The 21,043-nt window shown below is 68.2% G+C and carries 17 protein-coding genes and 1 pseudogene; 3 read left to right on the top strand and 15 right to left on the bottom strand.

Translation table 11 applies throughout. The features are described 5' to 3' along the window. Positions 1 to 82: 82 nt before the first annotated feature. Positions 83 to 2,005, top strand: a complete 1,923-nt coding sequence (locus QM624_RS19265) for a 2-oxoacid:acceptor oxidoreductase subunit alpha (protein ID WP_415094846.1) — start codon at positions 83 to 85, stop codon at positions 2,003 to 2,005. Beyond that, positions 2,002 to 3,048: a 2-oxoacid:ferredoxin oxidoreductase subunit beta gene (locus tag QM624_RS19260; protein WP_415094844.1), complete on the top strand. Its 1,047-nt coding sequence runs from the start codon at positions 2,002 to 2,004 to the stop codon at positions 3,046 to 3,048. Before QM624_RS19265 ends, QM624_RS19260 begins: the two co-directional genes overlap by 4 nt. A gap of 172 nt (positions 3,049 to 3,220) precedes the next feature. Here the strand turns inward: QM624_RS19260 and QM624_RS19255 are convergent, their stop codons facing one another. The 4 genes from QM624_RS19255 to QM624_RS19240 form a co-directional block, all read right to left on the bottom strand. Further along, the gene (locus QM624_RS19255; RefSeq protein ID WP_415094842.1) at positions 3,221 to 4,045 is read right to left on the bottom strand and encodes a class I SAM-dependent methyltransferase; all 825 of its coding nucleotides are present in this window, start codon (positions 4,043 to 4,045) and stop codon (positions 3,221 to 3,223) included. Between the two features lie 82 nt (positions 4,046 to 4,127). Further along, complete coding sequence (locus tag QM624_RS19250; RefSeq protein WP_415094840.1) at positions 4,128 to 4,838, bottom strand: Fic/DOC family protein; 711 nt, start codon at positions 4,836 to 4,838, stop codon at positions 4,128 to 4,130. A 15-nt stretch (positions 4,839 to 4,853) separates the two neighbouring features. Further along, positions 4,854 to 5,057, bottom strand: a complete 204-nt coding sequence (locus QM624_RS19245) for a hypothetical protein (protein WP_415094838.1) — start codon at positions 5,055 to 5,057, stop codon at positions 4,854 to 4,856. Between the two features lie 180 nt (positions 5,058 to 5,237). Further along, positions 5,238 to 5,405: a hypothetical protein gene (locus tag QM624_RS19240; RefSeq protein WP_415094836.1), complete on the bottom strand. Its 168-nt coding sequence runs from the start codon at positions 5,403 to 5,405 to the stop codon at positions 5,238 to 5,240. A 216-nt stretch (positions 5,406 to 5,621) separates the two neighbouring features. Here QM624_RS19240 and QM624_RS19235 point away from each other — a divergent pair, with 216 nt between their 5' ends. Then, positions 5,622 to 7,538 (top strand): M13 family metallopeptidase, encoded by a 1,917-nt coding sequence (locus QM624_RS19235; protein WP_415094833.1) that lies wholly within the window; start codon positions 5,622 to 5,624, stop codon positions 7,536 to 7,538. A 7-nt stretch (positions 7,539 to 7,545) separates the two neighbouring features. On the opposite strand, the gene QM624_RS19230 is transcribed toward QM624_RS19235, so the two are convergent. The 11 genes and pseudogenes from QM624_RS19230 to QM624_RS19180 all read right to left on the bottom strand — a co-directional run. After that, the gene (locus QM624_RS19230) at positions 7,546 to 8,976 is read right to left on the bottom strand and encodes an amidase (protein ID WP_415094831.1); all 1,431 of its coding nucleotides are present in this window, start codon (positions 8,974 to 8,976) and stop codon (positions 7,546 to 7,548) included. 705 nt (positions 8,977 to 9,681) lie between these two features. Continuing rightward, complete coding sequence (locus QM624_RS19225) at positions 9,682 to 11,049, bottom strand: NAD(P)/FAD-dependent oxidoreductase (RefSeq protein WP_415094829.1); 1,368 nt, start codon at positions 11,047 to 11,049, stop codon at positions 9,682 to 9,684. 147 nt (positions 11,050 to 11,196) lie between these two features. After that, entirely contained in the window at positions 11,197 to 12,177 is a 981-nt protein-coding gene (locus tag QM624_RS19220) for a polyprenyl synthetase family protein (RefSeq protein ID WP_415094827.1), read from the bottom strand. 55 nt (positions 12,178 to 12,232) lie between these two features. Next, positions 12,233 to 13,774: an NADH-quinone oxidoreductase subunit NuoN gene (gene nuoN, locus QM624_RS19215; protein WP_415094825.1), complete on the bottom strand. Its 1,542-nt coding sequence runs from the start codon at positions 13,772 to 13,774 to the stop codon at positions 12,233 to 12,235. Then, a complete protein-coding gene (locus QM624_RS19210; protein ID WP_415094823.1) occupies positions 13,774 to 15,276 on the bottom strand; it encodes an NADH-quinone oxidoreductase subunit M in 1,503 nt (500 codons plus the stop codon). Before QM624_RS19210 ends, nuoN begins: the two co-directional genes overlap by 1 nt. Before the next feature lie 13 nt (positions 15,277 to 15,289). Next, complete coding sequence (nuoL, locus tag QM624_RS19205; RefSeq protein ID WP_415094821.1) at positions 15,290 to 17,185, bottom strand: NADH-quinone oxidoreductase subunit L; 1,896 nt, start codon at positions 17,183 to 17,185, stop codon at positions 15,290 to 15,292. Positions 17,186 to 17,243: 58 nt separating this feature from the next. Further along, on the bottom strand, positions 17,244 to 17,540 hold the full coding sequence (gene nuoK, locus QM624_RS19200; RefSeq protein WP_415094819.1) for an NADH-quinone oxidoreductase subunit NuoK: 297 nt from the start codon (positions 17,538 to 17,540) through the stop codon (positions 17,244 to 17,246). After that, on the bottom strand, positions 17,537 to 18,322 hold the full coding sequence (locus tag QM624_RS19195) for an NADH-quinone oxidoreductase subunit J (RefSeq protein ID WP_415094817.1): 786 nt from the start codon (positions 18,320 to 18,322) through the stop codon (positions 17,537 to 17,539). The genes nuoK and QM624_RS19195 overlap by 4 nt, the downstream gene beginning before the upstream one ends. Beyond that, positions 18,319 to 18,873 carry an NADH-quinone oxidoreductase subunit NuoI gene (gene nuoI / locus QM624_RS19190; RefSeq protein WP_415094815.1) on the bottom strand — a complete coding sequence of 185 codons (555 nt, stop codon included), beginning with the start codon at positions 18,871 to 18,873 and terminating at the stop codon, positions 18,319 to 18,321. Before nuoI ends, QM624_RS19195 begins: the two co-directional genes overlap by 4 nt. Next, positions 18,873 to 20,177 (bottom strand): NADH-quinone oxidoreductase subunit NuoH, encoded by a 1,305-nt coding sequence (gene nuoH / locus QM624_RS19185; RefSeq protein WP_415094813.1) that lies wholly within the window; start codon positions 20,175 to 20,177, stop codon positions 18,873 to 18,875. The genes nuoI and nuoH overlap by 1 nt, the downstream gene beginning before the upstream one ends. Beyond that, positions 20,174 to 21,043 (bottom strand): annotated as a pseudogene (locus QM624_RS19180) (NADH-quinone oxidoreductase subunit G); the annotation flags it as partial. The gene nuoH and the pseudogene QM624_RS19180, both read right to left, overlap by 4 nt.

The raw sequence follows: 21,043 nt of genomic DNA, 5'->3' as shown, positions 1-21,043 counted from the left end.
TCGAAAGCCGTCAATGACTGAGCTGCTGGACAAGCCGTTAAGCTGGCTTGGATTGTCACAACAAAAGGAGGGCGCAACCCGCATGAGCGAGGTTCGCAGCGTCGATCGGGTCGTCATCCGATTCGCCGGAGACTCCGGAGATGGCATGCAGCTGACCGGCGACCGGTTCACCTCCGACACAGCTCAGCTGGGCAACGACTTCTCCACCCTGCCCAACTTCCCGGCCGAGATCCGGGCACCGGCCGGCACCGTGGCGGGCGTGTCCAGCTTCCAGGTGCACTTCGCCGACTTCGACATCCGCACCCCCGGCGACCGCCCGGACGTGCTCGTCGTGATGAACCCGGCGGCCCTGAAGGCCAACCTGCACGACCTGCCGCGCGGCGCGGTGATCCTGGCCGACACCGCCGACTTCAGCAACCGGAACCTGGCCAAGGTGGGCTACACCAGCAACCCGCTGGAGGACGGCAGCCTCGACGCCTACGAGGTGCATGCGATCGACCTGACCGGTCTCGCAGTCGCTGCCGTGGCGCCCTTCGGGCTGGGCCGCAAGGACGCCGCACGCACCAAGAACATGTTCGCGCTGGGCCTGCTGACCTGGCTGTACAGCCGTCCCGAGCAGGGCACCCTCGACTTCCTGGCCCGCAAATTCGCCAGCAAGCCCGAGATCCGCGACGCCAACATGGCCGCGTTCCGGGCCGGCCATGCCTACGGCGAGACCACTGAGGTGTTCACCGTCCGCTACCAGGTGGCGGCGGCGCCGACGCCCGCCGGCACCTACCGGCAGATCACCGGCAACACCGCGCTCGCCTACGGGCTGATGGCCGGTGCCGCCAAGGCCGGCCTGCAGCTGTTCCTGGGCGCCTACCCGATCACCCCGGCCTCCGACGTGCTGCATCTGCTGTCCCGGGCCAAGGACCACGGCGTGATCACCTTCCAGGCCGAGGACGAGATCGCCGCCGTCGGTGCCGCACTGGGTGCCTCGTACGCCGGCGCGCTCGGCGTGACCAGCACGTCCGGGCCGGGCATGGCGCTCAAGATGGAGACCATCTCGCTGGCCGTGATGCTCGAGTTGCCGCTGGTGATCTGCGACGTGCAGCGCGCCGGACCGGCGACCGGCCTGCCGACCAAGACCGAACAGGCCGACCTGTTCCAGGCGATCTACGGACGCCACGGCGAGGCCCCGCTGCCGGTGATCGCCGCCCAGTCCCCCGGCGACTGCTTCGACGCCGCGCTGGAGGCGACCCGGATCGCGCTCACCTACCGGACGCCGGTGATTCTGCTCTCGGACGGCTACCTGGGCAACGGCGCCGAGCCGTGGGCGGTGCCGAACCTGGCCGACCTGCCGGCGATCGACCCGGGCTTCGTCACCGAGCCGCCCGCCGACGGACCGTACCTGCCGTACAGCCGCGACGAGAAGCTGGCCCGGCCGCTGGCGATTCCGGGCACGCCCGGCCTGGAGCATCGGGTCGGCGGCCTGGAGAAGGCGCACGGCACCGGCAACGTCTCCTACGACCCGGACAACCACGAGTACATGGTTCGGCTGCGGCAGGCCAAGATCGACGGCATCGCCGCCGACCTGCCGCCGCTGGAGGTCGAGGATCCAGGCGGCAACGCCCGGGTGCTGGTGGTCGGGTGGGGTTCCAGCTACGGCCCGATCTCGGCGGCCACCCGCCGCGTCCGGCTCAGCGGCCGCAGCGTCGCCACCGTGCACCTGCGGCACCTGAACCCGCTGCCGTCCGACCTGGGCGACATTCTGCGCCGCTACGACCGGGTGATCGTGCCCGAGATGAACCTGGGTCAGCTGGCGTTCATCCTGCGCGGCAAGTATCTGGTGAACTGCGAGAGCTACTCCCGGGTGCGCGGCCTGCCGATCTCGCTGTCGGAACTGGCCGAAGACCTGATCGCCATCATCGACGAACAAGGCCGTATCGACGACCAAGTCGGTATCGACGAGCAGGCCCCGATCGACGGACAGACCCGTATCGACTCCAAGGACGCCTCATGACCGCCACCACGTCCGGCCTCGCCGGGGTTCCGTTGGCGCTGACCCCGCTGAACCGCAAGGACTTCACCTCTGACCAGGAGGTGCGCTGGTGCCCCGGCTGCGGCGACTACGCCGTGCTGGCCGCCTTCCAGGGCCTGATGCCGCAGCTCGGCATCCGCCGCGAGAACACGGTGATCGTCTCGGGCATCGGCTGCTCGTCGCGGTTCCCGTACTACGTGGACTCCTACGGCATGCACTCGATCCACGGCCGGGCGCCGGCGATCGCCACCGGTGTGGCGGTGTCGCGTCCGGATCTGGCGGTGTGGGTGATCACCGGCGACGGCGACGCGCTGAGCATCGGCGGCAACCACCTGATCCACGCCCTGCGGCGCAACGTGAACATCACCATCATGCTGTTCAACAACCGCATCTACGGGCTGACCAAGGGTCAGTACTCGCCGACCTCCGAGCTGGGCAAGGTGACCAAGTCGACCCCGGTCGGCTCGGTGGACTACCCGTTCAACCCGATCTCGCTGGCGCTCGGCGCCGAGGCCGGTTTCGTGGCCCGCACCATCGACTCCGACCGGGCGCACCTGACCGAGGTGCTGACCGCCGCGATCGGCTACCGCGGGGCGTCCCTGGTGGAGATCTACCAGAACTGCCCGATCTTCAACGACGACGCCTTCCTCGACCTCAAGGGACCCAAGGCGCCCGGTGTCATCCGGCTGGTGCACGGCCAGCCCGTCACCTTCGGCCCGGACGGCGCCCAGTCGGTGATCCGGCGTCCGGACGGCTCGGTCGCCGTCGTCGACACCGCCGACGCCGACCCGGCACAGGTGGTCGTCCACGACGCCCACGCCGAGGATCCGACTTCCGCGTTCGCACTGTCCCGGCTCACCGATACCGGCGTGCTGCAGCAGGCACCGATCGGCATCTTCCGCCAGGTGGAGCGTCCGTCCTTCGACGACGGCGCCCGCGAGCAGGTGCGGATGCCCGAGACGTCCGAGCGGCTGAGCGCGCTGCAGGGCCTGATCAACGGATCGGACACCTGGACGGTCAACTGACCTGCCCAAACCAGCGCTGATCGAGCTTGTCGTCGGTTGAGCTTGTCGAAAGCCCGGTCACGATCTCGGCATCGTCACGGGGTGCACGGTTAGCAGCACGATTTCGGGTTCCAGCGCGAGGTCGTGCCACTTCAGGTACACCGTGTGACGATCTCGAAATCGTGACACCAAGTCAGGGTCGCCGGGCGAGTACGGAGAACATCAGCGGGATCCTGGGACTTCCGTCGGGAAGGACCCAGCCGCGCTCGGTGGCGACAAGGCTGGGCAGCGCCCTCCATGGGATCGTCTGGTGCTCGCCGAATGCCTCGATACGCAATCCCGCGTTGAGGATGGCGGTGAGAATCTCAGCCAGATCGTGCGGCCACTGATAGGTGACGTTGTTCCTCAACCGGGTGTCGCTGGCGTAGGTGACGCCGTCGTCGAACCGTTTCGGCGCACCGGTGGCGAAGTACGGCTCGCCCACCACCAACAGATCGTCATCACGCTCATACTGCATCGCACTCATCATCGGGTGGCCGTCATAGACCAGGAAGATGCCTCCGGGACGAAGCAGCCGATAGACGCTCGCCGCCCACGAATCGAGGTCGGCGAGCCAGGTGAGGACACCCACCGAGGTGAACGCCACATCGAACTGTCGGCTGAGGACCTCCGGTGCGTCCTCATTGGTGCACTGCGCGAACGAGGCGTTCGGGGTTCCTGCCCGCTCGGCCAATGCGGTGGCGGCGGCAATCGCCTCGCCGGACAGGTCCGTGCCCACGATCTGTGCACCACGCCTGGCGAAGCTGATCGTGTCCAGGCCGATATGGCATTGCAGATGCACCATCTGCACGCCCACGAATGAGCCGTCCGGCATGAACGGGCGCAGCAACTCGGCCTCAGTGTCCGCCCACACCGCGGTCGGGTCATCGGTGAAGGCGTCGGCACCGTAGGCAACCAGGTGATCGGAAACCCGCTCGTCCCAGTTGCGCATATTCGCCGCGACGAAGTCCGCCGTCACAACTCCTCCATTCGCCAGCGTTTGCCCGTGCCACGGTGTCACATCGATGACGGACGCGGAGCAGTTCGAGGATGCTATCGGCTCAGGAGGCGTCCCTTTGCTCGATGGCGGCAACCAGCGCTTGGTCGAGTTCCGGACGCGTCCAGGCTGATCGGCCGGCCACGAACCGATCGACTCCCCGTCGCAGCGGTTCGGTGGGCGCAACCCCGCCGACAAGGGGTTTCAAGGCTGGGAAGAGCAGAGCGTCGATGCCTCGCTCGTCGCTGACGATCGCGACGGTGCGGGCATATCCGAACAGGTAGGGGTCGATCATCGTCCAGTCGATCAGCCAGCCGGCGTGCAGCGCCAGCTGATTGAAGAAGGTGAACTGGGTACGGGTGTTGACGTCGCGAAACGGATGGATGACGGTCAACTCGCCCCACGTCCAGGCCAGCCCCCGCGAGAAGGCGTCCCGATCACGCCCGCGCAGATAATCGGTCTCGGCGAGCGCATTGAAGACTCGTTCAGCCTCCGCCTCGATGAACTCGGGCCGGCAGTGCGCGATGCCGGTGCCGCCCGGGCCGGTATCGGTGGTGCGTAACTGGCCGCCCCAGCTGTAGAAGCCGTCCACCAGCGCGGCATGGATCGCCTGCAGGTGGGTGAGATTGAAGTCGCCCGCGATCGGGTGCTCGACGAGGTCCGTCAGACGGGTTTGGACGACTCGGCGTTCCGCAGCCTTCCACAACTCCGGATCAACATAGCCATGGATGTTCACCAGCACATGACTGCCGGGATAGCTGTAAGGGTCGGGCACTCTCTCCAGCTCCCACTACCGCTTGAAACCGTACCGAGCCTCCAGTTCGGCAAGCCCTTCGGCGATGACCTCATCAGCCGTTGCCTCCCCGGCGAGGACTCGACGCGCAGCCTCCATGTCCTCGGCGGTGGGCTCCTCGCCCGCCATCCGTTGGGCGGCGGCGATGGCGACCAGATTCCGCTCAATCTGCTCCGTCGAGCGATGCTTGGTGATGGCCATGGCGACTCCCTTACCTGGACCGGTTTGCGCCATGCTACGACGCCGCTCTGACGAATCCTGAGTTATCCACAGGTGGAGGGGAAATTGGCCGTCGCACTCACACCCGCGAGTCGACGAGGTTCAAGCGGCCAGCACAGATCATGCCCGCCGAGAAACTCGACGGGCATGATCGGTTGAAGCTCAGGGGTCCTGGCGTCCGCCGTCGTCCTCGGGGCCGGCGGTGTCGGCCAGGTCGGCCGGGTCCGTGGTGCCTTGCGGGTCGTCCTCGACGGTGAGGTTGCCGTAGTCCTGCTCGGTCGTCCCGGCCTCGTCGGCGTCGGTCTCGGGGTCACGCTGCTGTTCGGTCATGGTCTGCACCTTTCGAGTCGTTGGGCCTGCTTGCAGGATTGCCGCCCGGTGGTGCCGGCACCAGTGCCCAAATGGGTGGTTGCCGCGCCGAGGTGACTGACCGGTTCGGGAGCCACTGGCGCCGTGCAGAGCGGCAGTCGCTCCCGAACCTGCCAGTGGGCCGGGAAGGGGTCCGTGCTTCGGAAACTGTCGGCGGGTGGCCCTAGGATCGCTCGCGTGACCGCATTCGACGTCGATCCCCAGATCCGACCGCAGGACGACCTGTTCCGCCACGTCAACGGGCCGTGGCTGGCCAACACGCCGATCCCTGACGACAAGCCCTCCTACGGTGCCGCTTCGATCCTCCGCGACGCCGCCGAAGAAGCGGTGCGCGACATCATCACCGGCCTGTCCGGGGCCGCTCCCGGCACCGAGGCCGCGAAGGTGCAGGACCTGTATGCGTCCTTCATGAACACCGACGAGGTGGAGCGCCGCGGCCTCGACCCGGTGCGGCCGCTGCTCGACGAGATCGACGCGATCGACAGCGTGGACGCCCTGCTCGACTATTTCGGCCGCAGCGCGCGGCGCAACACCGGCACGCCGCTCGACCTGTCGGTGGAGTCCGATCCCGGCGACCCGACCCGCTACGCACTGTTCGTCGGCCAGTCCGGGCTGGGTCTGCCCGACGAGGAGTACTACCGCGACGAGCGCTTCGCCGACATCCTCACCGCCTACCGCGAGCATGTCGCCGAGACCCTCACCCTGGCCGGGCTGGACGCGTCCGAGGCCGACGCGATCGTCGCCCTGGAGACCGAGATCGCCGCCCGGCATTGGGACAAGGTGCGCACCCGCGACCTGCGCCAGATGTACAACCCGACCCGGCCCGAGCCCTTCTCCGAGCGGATCGACTGGCTGCGCCTGTTCCGTGCCGCCGGCATCGGCGAGCTGGAGCAGCTGATCGACGCCCAGCCGTCCTACGCGGTCGACGTGGTCGAACTGCTGCGCTCGGAGCGGCTGCCCGCCTGGCGGGCCTGGGCCCGTTTCCATCTGCTGTCGGCACTGTCGCCCTATCTGCCGGAGGCGTTCGTCGAGGCCAGGTTCGGCTTCTACGGCACCACGCTGAACGGCATTCCCACCAACCGCGAGCGGTGGAAGCGCGGCCTGACCTTGGTCGAACGGTCTCTGGGTGAGGCGGTCGGCAAGTTGTACGTCGAGCGGCACTTCTCGTCCGTCGCCAAGCAGCGGATGGATGAGCTGGTGGCGAACCTGATCGAGGCCTACCGGAACTCGATCAGCACGCTCGACTGGATGACGGAGGCGACCCGCACCCAGGCGCTCGACAAGCTGAGCAAGTTCATCCCGAAGATCGGCTACCCGGACAGGTGGCGCGACTACTCCGGGCTCGAGGTGGACGCCGCCGACCTGCTCGGCAACGTGCTGCGCTCCGCTGACTTCGAGAGCGACTACCAGCTGGCGAAGCTCGGCGGCCCGATCGACCGGCACGAGTGGCTGATGACCCCGCAGACGGTGAACGCCTACTACCACCCGTTGCGCAACGAGATCGTCTTCCCGGCCGCCATCCTGCAGCCGCCGTTCTTCGACGAGAACGCCGACGCAGCGGTGAACTACGGCGGGATCGGTGCCGTCATCGGCCACGAGATCGGCCACGGCTTCGACGACCAGGGTTCCACCTGCGACGGCGACGGCAAGCTGCGCGACTGGTGGACACCCGAGGACCGGGAGGCGTTCGAGGACCGGACGAAGGCGCTGATCGATCAGTACGACGCGCTTACCCCTGCCGCGACCCCCGGCCATCACGTCAACGGCAAGCTGACCATCGGCGAGAACATCGGCGACCTGGGCGGGCTGTCGATCGCCTACAAGGCGTGGCGGCTGGCGGTGGGCGACCACGAGCCCGAGCCGATCGACGGCCTGACCGGCGCCCAGCGGCTGTTCATGGCCTGGGCGCGGGCGTGGCAGCACAAGTCACGGCCGGAGGCGTTGATCACCCAGCTGACCAACGACCCGCATTCGCCCGACGAGTTCCGCTGCAACCAGGTGGTGCGGAACATCCCCGAGTTCTACGACGCCTTCGGCGTCACCGGCGACGACGCTCTGTGGCTGGCGCCCGAACAGCAGGTCGCCATCTGGTAGGCGCGGATCAGCCCAGGTTCGGACGGCCCCAAGGCGCGACCTGTTCCAGGGCGGCAGCTAGCCCAAGCAGGGTGCTCTCGGCACCGAACTTGCCGCCGAGCATCACCCCGATCGGCAGCTCGGGCGAATCCGGGCCATCGACCCGGGTGGTGTGCAGCGGCAGGCTGATCGCCGGGCGTCCGGTGAGGTTGTAGATCGACGTCCATGGCGTGAACCGGGTCTGCGCGGCGAAGTCGGCGGCCGGATCGGCGTCGTCCCGCAGGCTGCCGGTCGGGGCCGGCGGCTGGGCCAGCGTGGGCGTGAGGACGATGTCGTAGTCGGCCCAGACCTCCGCGACCTGCAGGGTCAGCAACTGGATGGCGGCCAGCGCCTGGGCGTACTCCAGGGCGGTGGAAGTCCTGCCCGATTCGCGCAGCCATCGGGTGAGCGGCGTCAGCGCCGCCTCCGCCTCGGGCGGCAGCGGAATGCTCAGCGCCCCGACCGCCCACACCGACGCGAACGCCTGCCACTGCGAATCGGGGAACGGCACCGGGCATTCCAGGATCTCGTGGCCGAGGCCCTCGAGCAGCGTGGCCGCGCGGCTGGCGGCGTCCAGGCAGGCCGGGTGCACCTCGGCGTCCGCGGCGATCACCGGAGCGGTCAGCAGACCGATGCGCAGCCGCTCGGGTGCGCGCTCGCAGGCGGTCAGATACCCGCCGGACGCCGCCGGTGCCCAGTAGGTGTCGCCCGGACGTGGCCCGGCCAGCACGTCCAACGCCAGCGCGGTGTCGCGCACGGTTCGAGTGAGGACACCGTCGATGCCGAGCCCCGGCCCCGGTGGCCGGTTGCCGGACGAGATCAGCCCGCGGCTGACCTTGAGGCCGACCAGCCCGCAGGCGGACGCCGGAATGCGGATCGAGCCGCCGCCGTCCGAGCCGTGCGCGATCGGCACGATGCCGGCCGCGACCGCGGCCGCCGCTCCCCCGCTGGAGCCACCGGCGGAACGTGTCGGATCCCAGGGCGTCACCGCGGGCGCGCCGGTGTCGGGCTCGGTGTAGCAGGGCAGGCCGAACTCAGGGGTGGCGGTCTTGCCCATCATGCTGGTGCCGGCGTCGGCGAACCAGCCGACGATCGGGTCGTCGACGCTGGCCCGGTTGCCGCGCAATGCGGCGCTGCCGGCCTCCCAGGGCAGTCCGGCGACCTGGTTCAGGTCCTTGATCGGACACGGCACACCGGCCAATGACAGCCGTTCCCCGGCCGCGATCCGGGCATCGGTGCGGCGGGCGTCCGCCATGCCGTGATCAGGGGCGAGGCAGGTGAAGGCGCCGTACCGGGGCCCCCGTTGCTCGGCGAGTTCGAGCGCTGCCGCAGCCACCTCGACCGCGGACAGCTGGCCGGCATTCACCTCGCGCGTGATGTCCAGAGCAGAGAGCGAGGAGTACGTGTCGGCGTCCAGCATGGCCGCCATCCTGTCACGCCGTCCGGCAGCCGCGCACACCCACAGAGAGGCTTCTCACGAGGTCTTTAGCGCTGCTTTGGATGGGTTTGCTCTTACAGGCAACCAGCCCTGCGAGACGCTGTCTTGCATGCACAGATCGCACTCACGAGATCTCCGATCAAGTCCGGAATGACGACGGACCGCTACGAGGATTGAGCTTGTCGAAATCCGGAAAGCGAGCCGGCCTCAGAGGTCTCGACAAGCTCGACCAACGGTGGAGCAAGGGACTCGACAAAGCTCGACCAACGGTCGGGGCAGGGTCTCGACAAGCTCGACCAACGGGCCGGCCCGGCAGTGACGTAACCGGAAAGCGGAGTGGGCTGCACCCCGTCCGGGTAGGTCGGGCGTAAAGCGCGCGAGCCCCCGCCCAAGGGCTGAAAGACAACAGCAGAAGCAGGCGAGCTGCGCACGGGCGGGACGGGGTGCAGCGCACTCCGCGGAAACAGAACCCGGCCACCAGACCCAAACAAAGAACAGGCCCCGACAAGCCGACTAACGTTGGAACGAAAAGAACCGTCCCCGCGTACCAGGGTGGAACGAAAAGAACCGTCCCCGCGTACCAGGGTGGAACGAAAAGAACCGTCCCCGCGTACCGCAGAACAGATTCGAGCACCGGGTGACCAAAGGAACCGTCCCCTTTGGTCACCGGTGTCGACCCGGCGTGGGTCAGCTCTTCTTGTGGTCGATCTTCTTGGGGTCGAGGATGCCGCTGATGGTGGGCTCGAAGGCTGCGCCGAGCTGCTTGACGGCGAGGCGGCCGACCAGCTGCTGCTCGGTGGTGACCCGCTCGGAGCGTCCGCTGCCGAGGAAGGTGATCGCCCAGTGCAGCAGGGTGGTGATCCGGTTCTTGAAGCCGACCACGTAGATCAGGTGCAGGCCGAGCCAGGCCATCCAGGCCATGAACCCGCTCCACTGCACCTTGTCGTTGATCTTGGCGACCGCGCCGAAGCGGCTGATTACCGCCATCGAGCCCTTGTCGAAGTACTTGAAGGGCTCGGTGACCGGGGCGCCGGTGAGTTCACCGATGATCTTCTTCGCCGCGTACTTGCCGCCCTGGATGGCGACCTGGGCGACGCCCGGCAGCCGATCGAGGCTCATCATGTCGCCGACCACGAACACCTCGGGGTGGGTCGGCAGGCTCAGATCGGGCTGGACGGGGACGCGTCCGGCCCGGTCGACCTCGATGCCGGACTGCTCGGCCAAGGTACGGCCCAGCGGGCTGGCCTGCACGCCGGCCGCCCACACCTTGCAGATCGACTCGATGCGCTCGGTGGTGCCGTCCTTGTACTTCACGTCGAGGCCGGTGGCGTCGACGTTGGTGACCATGCCGTTCAGCTTGATCTCGACGCCGATCCGCTCCAGTTCCTTCTTGGCGGCCGCGGACAGCTTCTCGCCGAACGGCGGCAGCACGACCGGTGCACCGTCGAGCAGCAGCACCCGGCACTGGCGGGTGTCGATGTTGCGGAACGACTCGACCAGGGTCTTGTGGCACAGCTCGACGATCTGGCCGGCGAGTTCCACGCCGGTCGGGCCGGCGCCGACCACAACGAAGGTCATCAGCGAGCGGCGCTCGGCGGCGTCCTGGCTGAGCTCGGCCATCTCTAGAGCGCCGAAGATCCGGGCCCGCAGTTCCAGCGCGTCGTCGATGGTCTTCATGCCCGGCGCGAAGGTCGCGAACTGATCGTTGCCGAAGTACGACTGCCCCGCCCCGGCCGCGACGATCAGGTAGTCGTAGCGCAGGATGATCTGCTTGGACAGCTTCTCGCCGATCACGATCCGCGAGTCGAGGTTGATCTTGTTCACCTCGCCCAACAGCACCCGGGCGTTCTTCTGCTTGCGCAGGATGTCACGCGTCGCCGGTGCGATCTCACCGCTGGAGAGGATGCCCGTCGCCACCTGGTAGAGCAGCGGCTGGAACAGGTGCGCCGTGGTCTTGCTGATCAGGGTGATGTCGACGTCGGCCTTGGCAAGCGCCTGGGCCGAGAACAGCCCACCGAACCCGGAACCGATGATGACGACGTGAGGACGAGGCATATGTACTCCAAGGAGGAATTCTTCGGTGTAGCTATCGGCTTGAGTCTGCCGGGCCATGCATCCGCTGGCAAGCGGGCAGGGCCGCAGCGGTCAAGGAAGCGTCGAGCAATGCAGTTCTGAGCGGATGCACGGGCGAACTGCGCATTCTCAACTCGACCGGGTGACGACCTGGTCGCAGAGTTCGAACATGGCTTCGCGGGCCGGTCCTTCGGGCAGCTGGGACAGCAGATCCTTGGCCGCCTGGGCACGCCGCTCGACCTCGGCCCGCGCCTGCTCCAGCGCCGGATGGGCCCGCATCAGGGCGAGCGCCTCGGCCAGTTCGTCGGGATCGGTGAGCCGGCGTCCGATCAGCTCGCGCAGCCGGGCGTCGGACGGGTCGTTCGCCTGCCGGACCAGCAGCGTGGGCAGCGTCCACACCCCCTCGCGCAGATCGGTGCCCGGCGTCTTGCCGGCCCGGTCGCTGGCGATGTCGATGATGTCGTCGGACAACTGGAAGACCACTCCGATTTCCTCACCGAAGGTGGTCAGCGCATCGAGCACGGGTTCGGGAGCGCCGCACACCATGCCGCCGAACCGGGCGGACGCGGCGATCAGCGAGCCGGTCTTGTCGGCCACCACGTCCAGGTAGTGCGCCACCGGGTCGTCGCCGTCCTCAGGCCCGCGGGTCTCGGCGACCTGGCCCTGCACCAGCCGTCCGAAGGTCTCGGCCTGGATCGCCACGTACTCGGTGCCGAGCGTCGACACGATCGCGGACGCCCGGGCGAACAGGAAGTCGCCCACCATGATCGCCACCGTGTTGCTCCACCGATGATTGGCGCTCTCGGCGCCGCGGCGGAACTCGGCCTCGTCCATCACGTCGTCGTGGTACAGGCTCGCCACATGGGTCAGTTCGACCACCATCGCCGCCCGTTCGACCGCGTCGGAATCGGCGCCGTCGTAGAGCTGGGACGCCGCCACCACCAGCAGCGGACGGAATCGCTTACCGCCCGCGTTGATGATGTGGGTCGCTGCCTCGGTGACGAACGGCGTCTTGCCGAAGGCGGCGGCGGCTAGGCGTTCCTCGATCGACTGCAACCGGTCGACGACCGACTGCGCGAAGGTGGAGTCGACGCCGATCTCGAGTGTCACACTTCTCCTTGCTCAGACATTGGGCAGGCAGGGATGAGTCTACGTGCTGCGAGCCTCAGCGCAGGAACGTTCCGGCCATGGTGGCCAGGTCGAGGACCGGGCCGGGGAAAACGCCGAGCACCGCGATGCCGAGCGCCGACACCAGCACCGGCAACCAGGTGAAAGCGCTGGCCCGGCCGACGGTCACGCCCTCGGCGGGCTCGCCGAAGAACATCACCACCACGATCCGCAGGTAGAACACCGCAGCCACCAGGCTAAGCACCACCGCGACGATGACCAGCCAGTCGAAACCGCCCTGCCAGGCCGCCGCGAACACCGCCCACTTGCCGATGAAACCACCGGTCAGCGGAATGCCGGTGAAGCTCAGCATGAACAGCGCGAAGATGCCGGCCACCAGCGGGCTCTTACGGCCCAGACCCGACCAGCTGGAGATCGCGTTGGCCTCGCCCGCGGGGTTGCGCACCATGGTGATCACCGCGAAGGCGCCGATGCTGGCCAGGCCGTAGACGACCAGGTAGAACATCGCGGCCGCGACGCTGTCCAGTGGGCTGGTCGGCGACGCGGTGGACGCCCCGACGACGGCGGTCATGATGAAGCCGGCGTGGGCGATCGAGCTGTAGGCCAGCGTCCGCTTCATGTCGGTCTGGGTCAGGCCCCACACCGAGCCGACCACCATGGTGGCGATGATCAGGACGACCAGGATCGGCTGCCAGGTCCACCGCTCACCCGACAGCGCCACGTAGAGCACCCGCAGGGTGGCGCCGACGGCGGCCAGCTTGGTGCAGATCGCCATGAAGCCGGTGACGGCCGTGGGGGCGCCGGTGTAGACGTCGGGCGTCCAGTTGTGGAACGGCACCACGCCGATCTTGAACAGCAGGCCGACCAGCAGCATCGCCAAGCCGGCGACCAGGATGCCGCGGCCCATCGTCGGGTTCTGGACGGCGTCCGCGATCGCCTTCAGTTCGAACGAGCCGGCGTAGCCGTAGAGCAGCGCCACGCCGAACAGGAAGAAGGCCGAGCTGAACGCACCGAGCAGGAAGTACTTCAGCGCCGCCTCCTGGGAGAGCAGCCGGCGCCGGCGCGCCATGCCGCACATCAGGTAGAGCGGCAGCGAGAGCACCTCGAGCGCCACGAACATGGTGATCAGGTCGGATGCCGCGGGGAACACCATCATGCCGCCGAGCGCGAACAGCGCCAGCGGGAAGACCTCGGTGTGCTCGAGCTTGGCCGCGGACGCCTCCGCCTCGGCCCGGCTGCCCGGCACTGTGGCGACGGACGCCGCGAAGGCGCTCACCCCGCCGTTCAGCTGCCGTTCGGCGAAGACCAGGATGGCGCTCAGGCCGAGCACCAGCAGCGCACCCCACATGAAGTAGCTGGGGCCGTCCAGCATCATCGAACCCATCGCCAGCGGGCCGCCGATGCCGGCACGCCAGTTGACCACCAGGAAGGTACCTGCGACCGCGATGCTGACCACCGTCACGCCGGCCTGGATGGCGAACCGGTGCGCCTTGGGCGCCGCCGCTTCGATCAGGATGCCGAGGATCGCGGCACCCAGGACGATCAGGACCGGGGCCAGTGCCTGCCACTCGAAGTTCATCACTTCTCTCCCTTCGCGGGCGCGACCGGATCCGTCAGTTGCATGCGGGTCATGGCGGCCTTGGCGGTCGGCTCGACCAGGTTCACGATCGGTCCGGGCAGCAGGCCGAACAGCAGGATGATCGCCACGATCGGCACCAGCACACTGCGCTCGGAACCCGTCAGGTCGCGGGTGAAGTGCTTCGCGGTGGCCTCGGTGACCGGCCCGGTCATCGTCCGCTGGTACATCAGCAGCGCGTAGGTGGCGGCCAGGATGATGCCGGTCGCCGAGATCGCGGCGATCCACGGCGTCCGCGACCAGGTGCCGGCGATCACCAGGAACTCGCTGACGAAGGTCGACATGCCGGGCAGCGACAGCGCCGACAGGCAGGCCAGCAGGAACGCGCCGGCCAGCACCGGGGCGACCTTCTCGACACCACCGAACGCGGACACCTCGGCCGAACCGCGCCGCTTGATCAGGTAGCCGACGGTGAGGAACAGCGCCGCGGTGGAGAAGCCGTGGTTGACCATGAAGAAGATCGAGCCGTTGATCGACTGGGTGGTGAACACGTAGATGCCCAGCACCATGAAGCCGAAGTGGCTGACCGAGGTGTACGACACCAAGCGCAGCAGGTTCTTGCTGGCGATCGCGGCCGCGGCGCCGTAGATGATCGAGATCAGCGACAGCGCGATCATCACCGGGGCGACCCAGGCGCTGGCCTCGGGAAAGATCCCGATGCAGAACTTGATCATCGCGAAGGTGCCGATCTTGTCCAGGATGCCGACCATCAGCGTGGACGAGCCGGGCGTGGCCTGTTCGGCGGCGAACGGCAGCCAGGTGTGCACCGGCACCATCGGCGCCTTGATCACGAACGCGATCAGGAACCCGACCATCAGCAGCCGTGCCGTGTCGACCGGGATCGGCAGGCCGGCCAGGTCGCTCACCAGGTAGCTGGGCGCGCCGCGCAGCGACACCGACATCGCAAACAGCCCGATCACCGCGGCCAGCAGGATGAACCCGCCGACCAGGTTGAACATCAGGAACTTCAGTGCCGCGGCCCGACGGTGCTCGCCGCCGAAGCCGCCGATCAGGAAGTACATCGGGATCAGCGTCGCCTCGAAGAAGACGTAGAACAGCAGCACGTCGTCGGCGAGGAAGGTGAAGATCGCGGTGCCCTGCAGGGCCAGCACCATGGCGGCATAGCCCTGGGCGTTCCAACGTCCGTGACCGACCACGTTCCACTCGGCGATCAGCACCAGCGGGGTGAGGATCACGGTGAGCAGCACCATCACCAGGCCCATGCCGTCCAGGCCGAGCGCCCAGTTGGCGCCGAAGGCGGTGATCCACGGCTGCCGCACGCTCAGGTCGGCGCCACCCAGAAACTGCAGGGTGACCAGCACCGCGACCACCAGGGTGGCCAGCGAGAACAGCAGGCCGAGCACACGGGCCAGGCTGCGCACCGGCAATGCCAGCACCAGTGCGCCGAGCAGCGGGATGCCGCCGAGCAGGGTAAGCAAACTCATCTCAGCTCCTCCCTCAGCCGCCCAGGCCGAGGATCACGACGACACCGATCGCCACCACACCGAGCACCATGGTCAGCGCGTAGCTGCGGACGTAGCCGGTCTGGGTGCCGCGGCCGACCACGCTGAACCCGGCGATGCCGGTGCTCAGGGTGTGCACGAAACCCTCGATGGTCTTGGCGTCGTTGGCGACCGCGGCCCGCGACATGCCCATCACCGGCTGCACCACCAGGGCATCGTTGAGCGCGTCACCGAACAGGTCGTTGCGTCCGGCCACGGTGATCGCGTTACCGGCCGGCGCCTCCACCGGGATCGGCCGGCGGCCGAAGACCAGCCAGGCGACCAGCACACCGGCCGCGACCACGATCATGGTGGCCCAGCCGACCACGGTCGGCAGCAGCGACACCTCGTGCGGATGTCCGCCGGTGGCGGGCTCGAGCCAACCCTGGATCCAGGAGTTCATCACCGCACCGGCGACCAGGCTGAGCGCGCCCAGCACGATCAGCGGCACCGTCATCACCGCCGGCGATTCGTGCGGATGGACGCCGTCGACCCAGCGCTTGCGGCCACCGAAGGTCATCAGCATCAGCCGGGTCATGTAGAACGCGGTGACGCCCGCACCGAGCAGGGCCAGCGACCCGACCAGCGGGCTGCGCGCGAACGCGGCCTCGATGATGTGGTCCTTGGAGAAGTAGCCGGCGGTCAGCGGGAAGCCGATGATCGCCAGGTAGCCCGCACCGAACGTCCAGAAGGTGAGCGGCAGGTACTTGGCGAGGGCGCCGTAGTGCCGCATGTCGACGTCGTCGTTCATGCCGTGCATCACCGAACCGGCACCCAGGAACATGTTCGCCTTGAACGCGCCGTGGGTGAGCAGGTGGAAGATGGCGAAGGCGTAACCGGCCGGGCCGATGCCCGCGGCCAGCATCATGTAGCCGATCTGGCTCATGGTCGAACCGGCCAGCACCTTCTTGATGTCGTCCTTGGCGGTGCCGATCCAGGCGCCGGCCAGCAGCGTCACCGTGCCGACGATCACCACGGCCGCCTGGGCGTCCGGGCTGAGGTCGAAGATGGCGTGGCTGCGGACCACCAGGTAGACGCCGGCGGTGACCATGGTGGCGGCGTGGATCAGCGCCGACACCGGGGTCGGGCCCTCCATCGCGTCCAACAGCCAGGCCTGCAGCGGCACCTGCGCCGACTTGCCGCAGGCACCCAGCAACAGCAGCAGTCCGATCACGGTCGCCCACGGGCCTTCCAGCAGCGGAGCGCCGTGGTTGACGTCGACGAAGGCGGACGAGCCGAACATCGCCAGCATCGTGGAGATGGCCAGGATCATGCCGAAGTCGCCGACCCGGTTCATCACGAATGCCTTCTTGGCGGCGGCGGCCGCGGACGGCTTGTGCTGCCAGAAGCCGATCAGCAGGTAGGACGCCAGGCCGACGCCCTCCCAGCCGACGAACAGCACCAGGTAGTTGTCGGCGAGCACCAGGGTGAGCATGGCGGCGACGAACAGGTTCAGGTAGCCGAAGAAGCGGCGCCGGCGCTCGTCGTGGGCCATGTAGCCCAGCGAGTAGACGTGGATCAGGCCGCCGACGCCGGTGATCAGCAGGGCGAACAGGATCGACAACTGGTCGACCAGCAGGCCGACGTCGACCTGCCAGGAACCGGTGGCGAACCAGGTGTACAGCGGCACCGACACCGCCCGCTGATCGGCGGGCGACCCGAGCTGCTGCAGGAACAGCAGCAGCGCGACCACGAACGAGCCGGCGATCAGCAGCACGGCCAGGTACGGGCCGATCTTCTCGATCCAGCGTCCGAAGACGAGCAGCAGCAGCGCGCCCAGCGCCGGCAGCGCGATCATCAGCCAGGCGTAGCCGAACAGTCCGGTGGCCGCGACCGGATCGACCACTTCCATCCCAATCATTGCGCCATTCCCCTCATGGAGCGCCCAATCGTGCAGTGCATGCGTTGCCTCACCGGTTCAGCAGGTTGGCGTTGTCGACCGAGGTCGAGCGGCGGGTCTTGTAGATGCTGACGATGATGCCGAGGCCGACGACCACCTCAGCGGCGGCGACCACCATCACGAAGAAGCTGGCCACCTGCCCGTCGAGCTTGCCGTGGTGGTAGGCGAACGCCACCAGGGCCAGGTTCGCCGCGTTCAGCATCAGCTCCACCGACATGAAGGCCACCAGCGCGTTGCGCCGGATCATCACGCCGACGGCGCCGATCACGAACAGGATCACCGCCAGGTAGAGGTAGTGGTCGATCACAGTTCCTCGTCCTCCTCGTCGCCGACCCGCTCGGCCGCCGCGAAGGCGTCCGCGGTGATCTGCTTGAACTGCGCGCTGTCCAACTGGACGCCGCGCTCGGTGAGGGTGCGGCTGACCGACTCCTCGGAGATGCTGCCGTCGGGCAGCAGAGCCGGCGTGGCGATCGAGTTGCTGGTGGCGAAGACACCCGAGTTGGGCAGTGAGCCCGGGTGGGCGCCGCTGGTGGCGTAGGCCTTCATCCGCTCCTCGGCGCGTTCCTTCTGGCCCAGCTTCGGCTTGGTGCGCTGCGCGTGGGCGAAGATCATCGCACCCACCGCGGCGGTGATCAGCAGCGCCGAGGTGAGTTCGAAGACCCACACGTAGCGGCCGAACAGCAGCTCGGCCACCCCTTCGACATTGCCGCCGGCGGCCGCTTCGGCCGCCGCGGTGGTGGTCGCCGGCGCGGTCACCGCACCACCGATCGAGAACACCATCAGGCCGAGCAGGCCGAGCGCGCCCAGCGCCGCCAGCACCCGCTGGCCCTTGATCGTTTCGACGATCGAGTCGGGGGTGTCGACGCCGACCAGCATCAGCACGAACAGGAACATCATCAGCACCGCGCCGGTGTAGACGATGATCTGGACGGCGAACAGGAACGGTGCCGACAGCGACGCGTAGAGCACCGCCAGGCAGACCATGGTGAGCGCCATCGACAGCGCCGAATGGACGGCCTTGCGGAACAGCACCAGGCCGAGCGCACCCAGCACCATCAGCGGTGCGCAGATCCAGAACACGACGGTCATCGGGCCTCCTGCGCCGAGGGCGTCCGAGTGTCCGGGGTGCCGGTCTTCGGCAGGCCGAGGAAGTAGGTCTTCTCGTCGTTGCCGAGCCGACGCGGATGCGGCGGCGCCTCCATGCCTGGCAGCAGCGGCGCGAGCAGCCGCTCCTTGGTGTAGATCATCTTCTCGCGGGTCGTGTCGCCGAGCTTGAACTCGTTGGTCATGGTCAGCGCCCGGGTCGGGCAGGCCTCGATGCACAACCCGCACAGGATGCAGCGCAGGTAGTTGATCTGGTACACCGAGCCGTACCGCTCACCGGGGCTGAACCGGGCGTCCTCGGTGTTGTCGGCGCCCTCGACGTAGATGGCGTCCGCCGGGCAGGCCCAGGCGCACAGCTCGCAGCCCACGCACTTCTCCAGGCCGTCCGGCCAGCGGTTCAGCTGGTGCCGTCCGTGGAACCGGGGCGCGGTGACCTTGACCTTGCCCTTCTCCGGGTAGCCCTGGGTGAAGGTCTTGCGGAACATCGTCCGAAAGGTGACGCCGAAACCGGCCCACTGTTCTGCGAAGGTCGCCATCAGGCGTCCGTCCTTTCCGCTTCGGCATGAACCACGTCGGCCTGCTCGGGCAGCCGCTGACCGGGCATCGGCGGCACCGGGTAGCCGCCCGCGAACGGGTCGAACGGTGTCGGCTCGGCCAGCTCGGGTTCGGGTTGTCGATCGAGCCACCACCACAGGGCGAACAGCGCCAGCACCACGACCACGAGGCCGCCGATCACCAGCGGGTTGGCCAGCCAGTTCTGCGCCCGGGCGATCCGGACGGTCGAGATCAGCATCACCCAGACCAGCGAGATCGGGATCAGCCACTTCCAGCCCAGGGTCATGAACTGGTCGTAGCGGAACCGCGGCAGCGTGCCGCGCAGCCAGACGAACACCGAGATCAGCAGCTGCACCTTGAGCATGAACCAGAGCGGACCCCACCAGCCCTGATCCATCGCCGGGATCAACGCGTTGATCGGCCAGGGTGCATGGAAGCCGCCCAGGAACAGCGTGGTGGCCACCGCCGACACCGTCGCCATGTTGATGTACTCGGCGAGGAAGTAGGTGGCGTAGCGGAAGCCGGAGTACTCGGTCAGGTAACCCGACACCAGCTCGGACTCACATTCGGGCAGGTCGAACGGCGCCCGGTTGGTTTCGCCGACCATCGAGATCAGGTAGATCACGAACGACGGGAAGAGCTGCAGGAAGAACCAGTTCTGCAACCCCAGGTTCACCCCGAAGAAGCTGAACGGCTGGCCCTGCACGTCGACGATTTCGGCGGTCGACATCGAGCTGGCGTGCAGGAACACCGCCACCAGCGCCAGCCCCATGCTGAGCTCGTAGGAGATCATCTGCGCCGAGCTGCGCAGCGCGCCGAGCAGCGAGTAGGGCGAGTTGGACGACCAGCCGGCCAGCACGAAGCCGTAGATGCCGACCGAGGCCACCGCCAGGATGACCAGCACCGAGATCGGCAGGTCGGTCAGCTGCAGCCGGGTCCGCACACCGAAGATCTCCACCTCGCCGCCGAACGGCATCACCGCCCAGGCGGTGAAGGCGGCCGTGCCGGCGATCAGCGGCGCCAGGGTGAACAGCACCCGGTCGGCCGATTTGGGCCGGAAGTCTTCCTTCATGATCAGTTTGCTGCCGTCGGCGACCGCCTGCAGCAGGCCGAACGGGCCGTTCATGATCGGGCCGAGCCGGTGCTGCATCTTGCCGACCAGCCGGCGCTCGTACCAGACGTTGAAGATCGTCCAGACCAGCAGCACCACGAACAGCACGACCACCTTGAGCAGCACCAGCCACCACGGGTCGGTGCCGAACAGGGAAAGGTCGAGCGGGATCATGCCGCACCTCCTTCGCTGAGCGCGTCCTCCGGGCGAGCCACGGTGACACCCGCCCCGTGCACCAGGCCGAGCTCCGACAGCGGAGTCCCCGGCGCATGGGTGGGCACCCAGACCGTGTCGGGAGCCATCCCGGCGGTGACCTCCAGCGGCAGGGTGAGCCACCCGTCGCCGCCGGCGATGGTCACCGAACCGGTCAGGCCGTGGGCGTCGGCCACCTCGGGCGAGGTGCGGGCCACCACCGGACGGGCGGTCGCCTGCAGCGCCGGCTCGTTGTCGTTGGAGCGGGAGCCGTCGATCATCTCGCGCCAGGTGGCCAGCGCCAGCTCGCCCTCGGCCGGGCCGCTCATCGCGCGGGTCCGGGTCAGCGGGGCGCGCTCGCCGTCCCAGCCGCCCAGCTCGTCGAGTTCGGTGAGTGCCTGCTTGGCGGTCCGGATGCCCAGCGGACGGCCGAGCGCGTCGGCCAGCGCGGCCAGCACCCGCAGATCGGTCATCGGCTGGTTCGGCTGCTTGATGACGGTGTTCACCCGGCCCCGGCGATGCTCCCAGTTCAGGAAGTGGCCGGGACGCTCCTCGATCAGAGCGATCGGGAAGACCACGTCGGCGCGCTCGGTGACCTCGCTGAGCCGCTGTTCCAGGCTGATCACGAAGGACGCCTCTTCGATGCCCTGGCGGGCCTCTTCGGCGTGGGTGAAGTCGGACGGCTCCAGGCCGCTGACCAGCAGAGCGAGGCCGCCATTGCGGGCGGCGGCGAGTTGCGCGTCGGCGTCCAGTCCGGGCGTGCCGGGCAGGCTGTCGACTCCCCAGGCGGCCTGGACGTCGACCCGGGCCCGCGCCTCGGCGGCCGGACGGCCGCCCGGCAGCAGGTT

The sequence above is a fragment of the Micropruina sp. genome (assembly GCF_047606365.1).
Taxonomy (GTDB): Bacteria; Actinomycetota; Actinomycetes; order Propionibacteriales; family Propionibacteriaceae; genus Micropruina.
The sequence above is the reverse complement of the archived record's forward strand: the minus strand, read 5'-3'. Positions and strand labels throughout refer to the sequence as shown.

Excerpts from the sequence above, each read along its gene's own strand:
- QM624_RS19260 (WP_415094844.1), top strand. The coding sequence starts at position 2,002 with ATGACCGCCACCACGTCCGGCCTCGCCGGGGTTCCGTTGGCGCTGACC.
- nuoL (WP_415094821.1), bottom strand. The coding sequence starts at position 17,185 with ATGGAAGTGGTCGATCCGGTCGCGGCCACCGGACTGTTCGGCTACGCC.
- QM624_RS19225 (WP_415094829.1), bottom strand. The coding sequence starts at position 11,049 with ATGCCTCGTCCTCACGTCGTCATCATCGGTTCCGGGTTCGGTGGGCTG.
- nuoH (WP_415094813.1), bottom strand. The coding sequence starts at position 20,177 with ATGATCCCGCTCGACCTTTCCCTGTTCGGCACCGACCCGTGGTGGCTG.
- QM624_RS19210 (WP_415094823.1), bottom strand. The coding sequence starts at position 15,276 with ATGAGTTTGCTTACCCTGCTCGGCGGCATCCCGCTGCTCGGCGCACTG.
- nuoN (WP_415094825.1), bottom strand. The coding sequence starts at position 13,774 with ATGAACTTCGAGTGGCAGGCACTGGCCCCGGTCCTGATCGTCCTGGGT.
- QM624_RS19245 (WP_415094838.1), bottom strand. The coding sequence starts at position 5,057 with ATGGCCATCACCAAGCATCGCTCGACGGAGCAGATTGAGCGGAATCTG.
- QM624_RS19230 (WP_415094831.1), bottom strand. The coding sequence starts at position 8,976 with ATGCTGGACGCCGACACGTACTCCTCGCTCTCTGCTCTGGACATCACG.
- nuoI (WP_415094815.1), bottom strand. The coding sequence starts at position 18,873 with ATGGCGACCTTCGCAGAACAGTGGGCCGGTTTCGGCGTCACCTTTCGG.
- QM624_RS19265 (WP_415094846.1), top strand. The coding sequence starts at position 83 with ATGAGCGAGGTTCGCAGCGTCGATCGGGTCGTCATCCGATTCGCCGGA.
- QM624_RS19240 (WP_415094836.1), bottom strand. The coding sequence starts at position 5,405 with ATGACCGAACAGCAGCGTGACCCCGAGACCGACGCCGACGAGGCCGGG.
- QM624_RS19195 (WP_415094817.1), bottom strand. The coding sequence starts at position 18,322 with ATGACCGTCGTGTTCTGGATCTGCGCACCGCTGATGGTGCTGGGTGCG.